The following is an 11,768-nucleotide window of genomic DNA, read 5'->3' as shown; positions in this document are numbered from 1 at the left end:
GCAAAACCATGAGCAGTATGACCGTGATCGAAACCGCACCCACCTTGGCGCCGCGCCCGGTGGCCAGCGCCGAACCGTTCTTGCGCCTGGAGGGCATTCATAAACAGTTTGGCCCATACCCCGTCTTGCACGACGTATGTTTTGAAATGAACAAGGGCGAGGTGGTGGCCATTATCGGCCCCAGTGGGTCGGGCAAAAGTACCTTGCTGCGCTGCATCAACCAACTGGAGCCGCCGACCAAGGGGCGGGTCAGCATGGATGGCGTGCACATCGAAGCTGGCAAGGCGTTGCCCCGTACAGAGCTGCTGAAGTTGCGCCGGCGCATTGGCATGGTGTTCCAGTCGTTCAACCTGTTCCCGCACCTGACGGTGCTGCGCAACGTAAGCCTGGCGCAAATCCGCACCTTGGGCCGCAGCGCCAAGGAAGCCGACGCCCGCTCCTTGCAACTGCTCGAACGCGTTGGGCTGGCTGACAAGGCCCAGCATTATCCGGCGCGCTGCTCTGGTGGCCAGCAGCAACGGATCGCCATCGCCCGCGCCCTGGCACTGGACCCTGAGCTGATGCTGTTCGATGAACCGACCTCGGCGCTGGACCCCGAGCTGGGCCTGGAGGTGCTGGCGGTGATGAAAGAGCTGGCCGGCGAAGGCATGTCGATGATTGTCGTGACTCACGAGATGCACTTCGCCGAAACCGTGTCCGACCGGGTGGTGGTCATGGCTGACGGGCGCATCATCGAACACGGGCCGAGCCAGCGAGTGATGCGCGAGCCCGAGCATGAACGGGTGATCCAGTTCCTCCAGGCAGTGAGGAATCGCTGATGAAAGACATCCTGATGATGCTGTTGAACGGCATACCCTGGACCATTGCCGTTACCGTGCTCGCATTCTGTGTCGGCGTAGTGCTGGGGTTTCCCATCTGTGCCCTGCGCATGTCCAGGTTCAAGGTACTGAGCATTCTGGCTGCCATGCTGGTGCTGACCCTGCGCTCAATCCCCCCGATTGTCTGGCTGTTCTTCATCTTCTTCGGCATCGGTGGCGGCTATATCAGCCTGTCGCCGTTTACCGCAGCGGTGGTTGGCCTGGGGTTGATCACGGCGGCGCATATGTCCGAGGTGTACCGCGGTGCGTTCGCGGCAATTCCCGCCGGCCAGTTCGAAGCCGCCTATGTGCTTAACCTGTCGGCGCCGCAACGGTTTTTCGATGTGGTGTTGCCGCAGTTGGTGCGTATCGCCATTCCCACCTCAGCCACCTACGCCATTGGCCTGCTCAAGGACTCGGCCGTGGCCTCGACGATTGGCGTTGGTGAAATCAGCTTTCAGGCTTACCAGGTTTCACAGCAAACCTTTCAGGGCCTGAGCGTCTACAGCGCGGCGGCGGTGGTGTACCTGGTGCTCAGCGTGCCAGTGGCCTTGTTCTCTCGTTGGCTGTCGGCCACGTTGAAACAGAGGATTGCCCGATGAGCGAACTGCTGACGATGTGGGCGCAATGGTTGCCGGAGTTGTGGAAGGGCTTTGTGCTGTCGATGCAGGTCACGGCCGTGAGCCTGGGCCTGGGCGTTGTGCTGGGGCTGTTGCTGGCACTGGGCGTTTCGTCGCCGAGCCGCTGGTTGCGTTATCCCTCCCTGGTGGTGGTGGAGCTGGGGCGTGGCGCACCGGCGTTGATCCTGCTGCAGTATTTCTACTTTGGCCTGCCCAGCGTCAACCTCACCCTGACCTCGTTCTGGGCCGCTGCGCTGGCCATGGCGTACTGCACGGCCGCCTACACCAGTGAAATCATTCGCGGTGGCATCGAGTCGGTGGCCGCAGGGCAAACCGAGGCCGCCGAAGTGATCGGCCTCAACCGGTTCGACGCGCTGCGCTTTGTGATCCTGCCTCAGGCCTTGCGGGTGGCGCTGCCATCGCTGCTGGGGTTCTCGATCATGATGTTCCAGGCCTCGTCGCTGTGTTTCACCATCGCCCTGCCAGAAATTGTCAGCCGGGCGTCCTCCATTGGCTCTTCCACGTTCGAGTACATGCCGGTGCTGATACTGGCCGGTTTGATGTATGCCGCTGTCTGCGCCCCGGCGACCCTGGGTGTGGCAGCGCTGGAAAAAAGACTGGCCCCCAGCCAGCCATAACAACAAATCCACTCGCGCCGATTTCGGCTGCTGCTCTCTTATTGCAAAGGTGACGTCATGACTCGCTCATTCAAGCGTTTTACCCGTTGGATGTTCTTGTGCTCGACCTTGGCCGGCGCCCCGTACGCCTTGGCCGAATGCACCCCCGCGAACCAGTTTGAAACCATCACCCCGGGTGTGCTGACCGTGGCGGCGTATGTCTTCCCGCCTTACTCGATACCGGGGCCGAACAACCAGTTGAGCGGCGTGGATGGCGAGATCATCAAGCGCATCGCCGATCGCGAATGCCTGAAAGTCAAAACCATGGTGGTGGACACGGCAGCCGTCGTCCAGGCAGTGGTGGCAAAGCGCGCCGATGTCGGCATCGGTGATTGGTATCGCACGGCAGAGCGCAGCAAGGCGTTGGGCTTGTCGGCACCGTTGTACCTGGACGTGATGGGCATCATTTCGGATGAGGGTTACACCAAGATTTCCGAACTGGATGGCAAGCGTATCGGCACCGTGCAGGGCTACCTGTGGGTGGACGATTTGAAGAAAGCCTTTGGCGATAACCTGGTGCTCTACCCGAACCCCGTGGCCATGGCCCAGGACCTGGCGTCCAGGCGTATCCAGGTTGGCGCGGACAGCTTCGCGGTGGCCGTTTCTTCGCAGCAGAAGGGCGGCTACCCCGGCAAGAGCATCAAGGTGTCCGAGCCCGATCAACGGGTCAAGGCCACGCTTGAGCCCGGGCAGAGCGCCTTCCCGTACACCAAGGCCAACGCCGCCCTGGGCGAGGCGCTGGGCAAGAACATCCAGGCCTTGCATGCCTCGGGCGAAATCGCAGAAATCCTCGCCTCGTTTGGCCTGGACCGCGAGGCTGCAAAAGTGGGTGAGCCGAGGATGATTCAGTAAAGATGGCTAACTGAACGACCCAAATTCTGTGGGAGATTACCCAGCCCTCCGGGCTGCGCTGTCGCGCAGAGAACAAGGCCCGTGAGCGCGCCGCATACCCTGTGGGAGCGGGCGTGCCCGCGAAGAATCCAACGCGGTGGTTGGCACCGGCTGTGCCGGTGTTCGCAGGCAAGCCCGCCCCTGCAGGTTTTCAGCCTGCGGCACACCTACTATCCGGGAACACTGAAACCATGGACGACGAAAACCCCGAAAAGCGCCTGTCCCTGACCGATGCCACCACCTTCGCCCGACAGCTCTGCCTGGCCCACGGCACCAGCTACGCCGTGGCCACGGCGCTTGCCAACGCCACCGTATCAGCCCAGGCCCATGGCCAACACGAACTCGGTTTCGGCCATTTGCCTGACTACCTCAGCGGCTTTGCCACCGGCCGAATCGCCACGGCTGCCGAGCCCATCGTGACCCAGGTCGCGCCGGCCATGATCCGCTGCGACGCCGCCCGAGGCATCGCGCAACTGGGGTTCGATCGCGCCTTCCCAGCGCTGTGCAGCAATGCGCATCAACTGGGTATCGCCCTGTTTGCGCAGTTCAACGCGTTCACCTGCGGCGAGTTGGGCTATTACACCCGTCGCCTGGCGCGGGAGGGGCTGGTCGCGTTGGCGTTCACCAATGGCTCACCACTGCTCACCGTGGCCGGCCAGAGCCGGCCGCTGTACTCCACCAACCCCATCGCATTTGCCGCCGCCAGTGACACGGGGCGGTTACTGGCGATTGACCAAGCTAGCAGCGCCACCGCCTACGTAAACCTGCTGCGGGCCGCTAAAGCGGGGGAGGCGATACCGGCAGGCTGGGCGGTTGATGCACAAGGGAATGAAACGCGCAGCGCGCGAGAGGCATTGCATGGGACGTTGCTGGCGTTTGGGGGCGGTCGTGGGGCTAATATTGCGTTGATGGTTGAGGTGCTTGCGGCGGGGGTGACGGGGGCCAATTGGTCGCTGGATGCAGGCGATTTTCGTGCTGGGAGCGAATCGCCTGGGGCTGGGATGCTGGTGATTGGCATTGCCCCCAGGTTGCTGGATGAGTGCTTTGCTGCACGGTTGGATGAGCAGATGGCTCGGCTTGAAGCCTTGGGGGTTTACTTGCCGGGGAAGGGGAAAGAGCAAGCTTATGATTGTGCGGTTCGTGAGGGGATCAGCTTGCCGGTAGCGGCGTACGATGCGTTGAGGCGGCGGGTGGGTTAGTTACGCACTTTGTTGCTGGCGGCCGTGCCAGAAAACGCTAAGCGCAGCGGTTATGTTGGAAGAGTCTTTGATGCCTAGCAGGTCGGCGTGTTCGGACGTAGGTGCGCTGCAGTTTGGGCCGGGGTAATTTGAAAGGGCTTTGTAGCCTGCTGTTTTTATTGGCTAATAATTGATCCGATAAATTCCTTGGAATACCCGCTGGAATGCTGCGTGGTCTGGTTTTCGATGGACCGTCATTTTTGAGTTGCGCCCCGCCAGAGCTTCGGGGTTAAAGCTCCAAGCGAATGGGCGTGACGGTGTTAGCCGTATGGACCGGACTTACTTAGACACACCGAGCTTGCACATGTCTCAGCCCAGCATGCCCCTCATGCTCTGCTGCAACGAAGACTTGAGCGCTTCATCACTGGCTACCAGCCGGTAAAGCTCTAGGTCCTGGCGGCGGCGTATCAGCATTACTTCTTCAAAAATCTTCTCGAACGCCAGTGCACGATGGTCTTCGTCCTGGCTCTTTTGGTACTTTGGCTCAAAGTCCGGATGTTCCTGAATGCCCTTTAGAATACTCAGGAACTTCACGCGCTTTTCTTCCGTGGTCACGCCCCAGCCTTGGAACCAACGCTCATTAAAGCTCTGGATGATTTGGTCAAGCAGGTCTTTTTCCTGCTCAACACCATGTACCCCACGTGGATTTGGGTTGGCTGGATCCAGTTCGGTTTCCGTGTCATCCAGCGCAATGCTGTGGTTCAACTTGACCCGTTCCAGCCCATAGGACGCGAGGTCAACCGAGTTAAGCAGAGCGTCGATTTCGTCGGCGTCTTTGTCCTGCACTTTGAGTTTCGGGATCAGGAACTTGAGGAACCAGAACAGCTTTTCCCAGGCCACAATCTCATACGGCATGATCGAGGCCATCTGGCCGTAGATCTTCACGAACTGCTTGGCCTTGATCTTGAAATCGACCTTGTCCTCATCCTCTAGCTCTAGTTCTACGTCGAAACGTTCAGCGGCGATATCTATCAGCACAGCCAGCTTTTCAGCATCGACGTTGTCGAAATACTGCGTGGCAAATGCCTCTACTTCCGGCCACTCGTAGACGCCGACCTCGTCCAGCTGGTCCTTGAGTTCGTGCAACACATTGATATCCGTTGCTCCGGACAGACTGGTAGCCGTGTAGAACGGGTCGAAGGAGGCTTTGATGTCCTCCACCTGGTTGAAGAAATCCAGAACGAACAGGTCTTCGGTCTTCTTGCCCCACTTCGGCGCGGCACGATTAAGGCGCGACAGCGCTTGCACTGCGAGTACGTACTGCAGCTTCTTGTCCACGTACATGGCACACAGCTTAGGCTGATCGAAGCCTGTCAGGTACTTGTTGGCCACCACCAGCAATCGGTATTCGTCGGTGTCGAATTTGTCTCGCGTATCCGCTTCGGGGGATCCGTTGATGCCGGCTTCGGTGTACTCAATACCATCAACCAATTTTTCGCCGGAGAAGGCAATTAGCGCCTTGAACGGGTTGCCGCGCGCTGCCAGCAAGCGGCTGATGGCCTTATGATAACGGATGGCGGCTTCGATGTTTTGGGTTATGACCATGCCCTTAGCCTGGCCCTTAAGCTTTTTTGGCGTGACCACCTGCTCAATAAAATGCTCTAGCATCACCTCGGCCTTAACGTCGATGGTCTGCTGGTCGCGTTCGACATAGGCGCGTAGCTTCTTCTGTGCTTTCAGCGTGTCAAACAGCGGATTGTCCTCGATGGACTTCTGAATTTCGTAGTAGCTGCGGTACGTGGTGTAGTTGGCCAGCACATCGAGGATAAAGCCCTCTTCAATGGCCTGCTTCATCGAGTACAGGTGGAAGGGCGCGAAGCGGCCATCGGCCTGCTGCTCGCCGAACTTCTCTAGCGTGCTGTTCTTCGGCGTGGCGGTGAAGGCAAAGTACGAGGCATTGCCGCGCATCTTGCTGTTCTTGATGGCGCTGAGGATCTTCTCCTGAATGTCTTCTTGCTCGTCGCCGCCCATCACCTTGTTCATCGTGCCATGGCTGCTACCGTCCTGCGAGCTGTGTGCCTCGTCGATGATCACGGCAAAGCGTTTGCCGGCCATATCGTCGATGCCATCCACGATCACGGGGAATTTCTGGATGGTGGTAATGATGATTTTTTTTCCCTGCTCCAGCGCCCGCTGGAGGTCAGAGGACTTCAGCGCCGGAGCGATGATGTTTTTCACCTCAGAGAACTCGCGTAGGTTCTCGCGCAATTGCTTGTCCAGCAGGCGGCGGTCCGTCACCACAATCACCGAGTCGAACAGCGGTACATCTAGAGCGCGCGCGCCGAAAATCTCCAGCGAAGCCGGATAGGTTTCTATCAACTGATAGGCCGCCCAGGTGATGGAGTTCGATTTGCCCGAGCCGGCCGAGTGCTGGATCAGGTAGCGCTGACCCACACCATGCTGGCTGGCATGCGTCACTAGGCGGCGCACCACATCCAGTTGGTGGTAGCGCGGGAAGAACAGCGTACGCTTGGCCAGTGGCATCTTGCTGCTGCCGTCCAGGCGCACAAAGTGCTGGATGATGTTGGCCACACTTTCGCGGCTGAAAATCTCCTGCCACAGGTAGGAACTCTTGTGCCCGGCGGAGTTTGGCGGATTGCCAGCCCCGTGGTTATGGCCCTTGTTGAATGGCAGGAAGAAGGTCGTGACACCGGCCAACTTGGTGGTCATGTAGACCTCGTCGGTGTCTACCGTCATGTGCACTAGGCAGCGGCCGAATTGCAGCAGCGGCTGGCCCGTGTCGCGGTCCTGCTTATACTGCTTTTGCCCGTGATAACGGGCGTTCTGGCCCGTCCAGGGGTTCTTTAGCTCCAGCGTGGCGAAGGGCAAGCCATTGATGAACAGTACCAGGTCGATCTCTTCCAGTGGATTACTCAGGGAGTAACGCACCTGGCGAGTGCTGCTAAAGATATTCGCCGCAAACTGCTGTTTGACTCGCTCCGAACTGCTGGCAAGCGGCGCGGGGTACATCAGGTTGAAGTGCATGTCGTCGATAGCCAGGCCGCGCTTGAGAAGGTGCAGCGCACCGTACTTCTTCGCGAGCCGGTCGAAGCGTTCGAGGATGCGCAAATCCCAATCATCGTAGCGCTGCTTTAGGCGTTCCAAATCATCGCCCTGGCTGGCCTCAAGAAATTGCCACAAGCAACGGCAATCCACGGCATAGCGGGCATCGAAATCCTGAGCGCGGCCCAGTTGATACCCATGGTTGAAGCCCGCCAGCACGGGCGCCGCGCTGTCACGGACCACCGCCTGCTCTTCTAGGCAGGTGCCGGTCAAGTATTTCTCGATGCTAGCTTCCAGCGCCTGTTCGTTGGTCTTGCTTACCATGCCGGCTTCCTTGTGCCTGTTCTTTCTTATCTCTGCCAGGCGAGCCCGGCGCGTGGTGCAAATGTCTAAAATTATCCGGCCAACGGGGCTGACATTCGCCCCTACCCAACTCACTTACCACTGCTCGTGAAAGCGCGTAACCACAACCTGTTGGCGATCATTAACGTCGGAAACCAGCCAGGCAATATTCACGTCCCTCCGGTTGGACTCGTTACCCAGGGCAGAGAAGTATTTACGGAGCTTAGTGACGTCATAGCCGTACTTGGCCTCCTTGAACTCCACCAACTCGCTCTCATCACTGCCTACCAACAGGCGCTGCGGTTGCCGCTGGGCTTCCATCAGGCCACCTCTATATCCGGTATAACCGGCTCCACCACACCAGGCACCTTGATCTTGCCGGTAATGGCGGTATTGATCAGGATGGCCTTGTAATCTTTGAGTTTGCTGATTTGTTGCTCTAGCAGTGCTACGGCAGCGTTCTGCTTTTGCATGGCCTGCTCGATATACTCAATGATGGATTGTTGTTCATCAATCGGAGGGACAAGGGTTATCAGTTGTTTGAAGCCATCCCAGTAGAGCCGTTTGCGGAAGTCCGTAATGCCCTTGGAGTAGCGATCCATCTGTTGGATAAACCCGGGGGTACGGTACTGATACTCAAAGTATCGAGCATCCAGGCTGGGACGGGGTATCGCAATAGTGTAAGCCGGGCTGACCATGCCCTCTACTCGCACCGCACCAATGGCCCCTTGCCAGGCACGCATCATATTGAAGGCAATATCGCCTGGGCGCACGCAGATGTATTTGGATTTATCTTCAATCTTTACACGACCGCGAATGTTCTCTTCTTCGGAGATTTCTTCTTCGGATACGCCAGAATGGATGGAAACCGACAACAAAGGTAAATCCTCTCGCCCGGGCTCCACCCGCTCGCGGAATAATGCACGGTTGGCCATCATGCTCCAGTGCGCCGGAATTTCGCCAATCCATTCGAGGCCGCTATCCTGCATGGGGGCGTGCGAATCAAGGCCACGGGTTACGACCTGCTGGATCAGTATCTGTTTGCGCTCTTTAAGACGATCGATCTGGCGTTCTTTGACCCGAATTGCCCTATCTATTTGCGTCAGTTTCTTATCGAGAAATGAAGCAATCAGAAACTGCTCTTCGAACGGAGGGACGGGCAATAATAATTCAGAAAAATCTTTAAATCTGAAATCGGTCGAGCGCTCTCGAATGCCTTTAGCAAGAGAGGTCAGATAGCCGGATAGTGCCAAGTCCCGCATGAAGTATGCATAAAAGTAAGGATTCACTAGCTTGGGGTTTATCGGGGTGCACGCGGCATAGACCGGCGATGACTTACCGTCAGAGTCAGAAACGCCGATGGCACCAGCGAACGCATCCATGGCATGAATAACCAGGTCATTTTTTCTAATTCCCTGATAACCATGTTCTAGCAGAGCGTTGGTAAACCCTTCCGTTCTTCTGTTGCGCCGTAGGGTCACTTCCCCATCACGAAAGCAAGTTACAACTTCGTCTTTTTGCTGGACGGGCCTGTTCTCCTTCTTGAATAGCCACTTACCTTTTTCTACATTCCAATGGGTTGGCAGGCTCGGTAGATAATTGACCTCAGTGGGCCCTACCGAATGGTACTCGCTAAAAATTAGGGGGATCTCAACCATTTACCACTCCCGACACATCCTTCACATCCAACCCCAGAATCTCCGCAATCAACCCCTCCGCCTGCTGCTCCAACGCGACAATCTCCCGCGCAACCTCATCCATGCTGCGCAGCGGCTGATGTTTGTAGAAGTATTTGTTGAAGCTGATCTCGTAGCCGATCTTTACCGACTCCAAATTGATCCAGGCTTCTTCCAAATGGGGTTGCACTTCGGCCTTGAAGAAGCGGTGGATGGTGTCGGCCAGTGGGATGCTTTCACTGTCGCGCAAGTCGCTGTTGGATTCGTAGGTGATAAATTCGCCGGCCTTGTCGCTCGGGTAGTAGCCGAAATCGGCCAGGTCGGCCTCGCGGCAACCCAGCCGCTTCAGCAGGGTGGCCAACTCGGCACGGTCGAATTTCTCCACCTTGCGGATGACCTTGGCGGCGTTTTCGTCGTACCAGCTCACTGCATTGAGCACCTGATTGCGATCGCTGGCACCGAGCTTAATGCCGGCCTCTTTGCTCAGTTGTTTAAGCGCCTTGTCCACCAGTTTGGCGAACAGGTTGAAGTCGTCATATTCCTCGCTGCCGATGGCTTGCATCAGGTAGTTGGCCACCGTGACCAGCAGGGACTGCTTGGCCCAGGTTTCCAGGCTCAGCAGCTTTTTGCGCTGCTTGGCGTTGAGCTCCAGGCCTTGTTCTTCACACCAGGCAAGGATGGCTTTTTCATGGGTGGCCAAGGTGGCGTCCTGGTACACCGCCTCGCCCAACTCTTGGTAAATCCACTGCATGGGTTCGCGCAGGGCCTTGTCGAAACGCAGGGTTTCGATGCGCTCGGCGCTGAACTGCGCCTTGCGCCGGTCTGGCCGTTCGATGTTGACCTTGTGGTAGCCGAAGTCGCGGTTATCAAACACCTGCGCGGCAATGCCGTCGCCACCGGCCGAGCGGTCGAAGCTGGCCAGGTCGAGGTAGGTTTGGGTGATCCGCTCGATATGCTCGGGGGCAAATTCACAGTTTTTGTTGCCGAGGTTTTTGCGCAGTTTGCGGTACAGCAGGCTGGCGTCGATCAGTTGCACCTTGCCTCGGCGCTGCGCCGGCTTGTTGCTGGAGAGCAGCCAGATATAGGTGGTGATGCCGGTGTTGTAGAACAGGTTGTTGGGCAACTGGATGATGGCATCGAGCAGGTCGTTTTCGATCAGGTGGCGGCGGATATTGCTCTCGCCACCGCCGGCGTCGCCGGTAAAAAGGCTGGAGCCGTTGTGCACCGAGGCGATGCGCGAGCCGAGGCCGCTGTCGCCGGGAGCTTTCATTTTGTTGACCATTTCCATCAGAAACAGCAACTGGCCGTCGCTGGAGCGCGGGGTGGCGTCCTGCAACTCGGCGTTTCCCCAATAGTCCGCGAGGCTGACCTTGAAGCGCGGGTCGATCACGTCGCCGCCGTCTTTGATGAACTTCTGCTCGCTGGCCCAACTTTTACCGTAGGGCGGGTTGGACAGCATGAAGTCGAAGTGGCTGCCGGCGAATTCGTCCACCGAGAGGGTGGAGCCGGGGCGGATGTGGGCAGGGTTGTTGCCTTTGATCATCATGTCCGACTTGCAAATGGCATAGGTCTCGTCGTTGATCTCCTTGCCATAGAGATGGATGTCGCGCTTGATAGTCGAGTCCGGGTATTTTTCTTCAATAAAATTCTGCGACTCGGTTAGCATGCCGCCGCTGCCGCAGGCCGGGTCGTAGATGGTCATCACTGTGGGCAGGCGATCCTTGATTGGGTCGAAAACCAGGTGGGTCATCAGCTCGATCACTTCGCGCGGTGTGAAGTGCTCGCCGGCTTCCTCGTTATTCTCTTCGTTGAACTTGCGGATCAGCTCTTCGAACACATAGCCCATGCCCAGATTGCTCAGGGCGGGCAGGCGGTTGCCTTGTGGATCTTCGCTGTCTTGCGGGGTGAGGTTGATGGTAGGCGAGGTGAATTTTTCCAGTACATCAAGCAGCACGTCTTTGCTGGCCATGTGACGCATCTGCGACTTGAGGTTGAAGCGCCGGATGATGTCTTTGACGTTGTCGCTAAAGCCGTCGAGGTATTCCTCAACGTTGCTCAGGAGGATCTGCTGGTTGTTGGTGGCGGTCTTCTGCAGCTGGCTTAGCGTCCACTTGCTGGTGTTGTAGAACACATAGCCAGAAGCGGCACGCAGGGCGCTGTCGTCCAGTTCGGTCTGGCTCATTTCACGTTGCTGAAAGGCCAGCTCTTCCATCACCTTGGCCTTGCTGGTCTCTAGCAGGGCATCGAGCCGGCGCAGCACTACCATGGGCAGGATGACGTCACGGTATTTTCCGCGCACATACACATCGCGCAGGCAGTCGTCGGCGATCGACCAGATAAATGAAACCAGTTTGTTGTGGACCGCGTGGTTCAACTGTAGATACTCCGAATCAAAGCGCTGAATGGCAGCGCTGCTAGGGCGGCTGTACCGCACCCATGCACAAGCTAGGGAGCGCATCTTAAC

At 57.9% G+C, this 11,768-nt stretch carries 9 protein-coding genes; 5 read left to right on the top strand and 4 right to left on the bottom strand.

Going from position 1 to position 11,768, the window contains the following annotated elements; genetic code table 11:
• Nucleotides 1-8: 8 nt before the first annotated feature.
• The 5 genes from ACF8GF_RS21380 (at nt 9) to ACF8GF_RS21360 (ending at nt 4,244) form a co-directional block, all read left to right on the top strand.
• Nucleotides 9-818: an amino acid ABC transporter ATP-binding protein gene (locus ACF8GF_RS21380; RefSeq protein WP_004576155.1), complete on the top strand. Its 810-nt coding sequence runs from the start codon at nt 9-11 to the stop codon at nt 816-818.
• Complete coding sequence (locus tag ACF8GF_RS21375) at nt 818-1,459, top strand: amino acid ABC transporter permease (RefSeq protein WP_004576156.1); 642 nt, start codon at nt 818-820, stop codon at nt 1,457-1,459. Before ACF8GF_RS21380 ends, ACF8GF_RS21375 begins: the two co-directional genes overlap by 1 nt.
• Nucleotides 1,456-2,115 carry an amino acid ABC transporter permease gene (locus ACF8GF_RS21370; RefSeq protein WP_019752558.1) on the top strand — a complete coding sequence of 220 codons (660 nt, stop codon included), beginning with the start codon at nt 1,456-1,458 and terminating at the stop codon, nt 2,113-2,115. The genes ACF8GF_RS21375 and ACF8GF_RS21370 overlap by 4 nt, the downstream gene beginning before the upstream one ends.
• Before the next feature lie 57 nt (nt 2,116-2,172).
• On the top strand, nt 2,173-3,006 hold the full coding sequence (locus ACF8GF_RS21365) for a substrate-binding periplasmic protein (RefSeq protein WP_392488451.1): 834 nt from the start codon (nt 2,173-2,175) through the stop codon (nt 3,004-3,006).
• Between the two features lie 230 nt (nt 3,007-3,236).
• Entirely contained in the window at nt 3,237-4,244 is a 1,008-nt protein-coding gene (locus ACF8GF_RS21360) for an Ldh family oxidoreductase (protein ID WP_392488450.1), read from the top strand.
• 348 nt (nt 4,245-4,592) lie between these two features.
• Here ACF8GF_RS21360 and ACF8GF_RS21355 read toward each other — a convergent pair whose 3' ends face one another.
• From ACF8GF_RS21355 to ACF8GF_RS21340, 4 genes are all read right to left on the bottom strand, one after another.
• Nucleotides 4,593-7,610 (bottom strand): type I restriction endonuclease subunit R, encoded by a 3,018-nt coding sequence (locus tag ACF8GF_RS21355; RefSeq protein WP_392488449.1) that lies wholly within the window; start codon nt 7,608-7,610, stop codon nt 4,593-4,595.
• A 114-nt stretch (nt 7,611-7,724) separates the two neighbouring features.
• Entirely contained in the window at nt 7,725-7,949 is a 225-nt protein-coding gene (locus tag ACF8GF_RS21350) for a hypothetical protein (RefSeq protein ID WP_392488448.1), read from the bottom strand.
• Entirely contained in the window at nt 7,949-9,286 is a 1,338-nt protein-coding gene (locus ACF8GF_RS21345) for a restriction endonuclease subunit S (RefSeq protein WP_392488447.1), read from the bottom strand. The genes ACF8GF_RS21350 and ACF8GF_RS21345 overlap by 1 nt, the downstream gene beginning before the upstream one ends.
• Nucleotides 9,279-11,678: an N-6 DNA methylase gene (locus ACF8GF_RS21340; protein WP_392488446.1), complete on the bottom strand. Its 2,400-nt coding sequence runs from the start codon at nt 11,676-11,678 to the stop codon at nt 9,279-9,281. Before ACF8GF_RS21340 ends, ACF8GF_RS21345 begins: the two co-directional genes overlap by 8 nt.
• Nucleotides 11,679-11,768: the final 90 nt, after the last annotated feature.

The organism is Pseudomonas sp. yb_5, assembly GCF_043103865.1.
GTDB classification, from domain to species: Bacteria; Pseudomonadota; Gammaproteobacteria; order Pseudomonadales; family Pseudomonadaceae; genus Aquipseudomonas; species Aquipseudomonas putida_Y.
The sequence above is the reverse complement of the archived record's forward strand: the minus strand, read 5'-3'. Positions and strand labels throughout refer to the sequence as shown.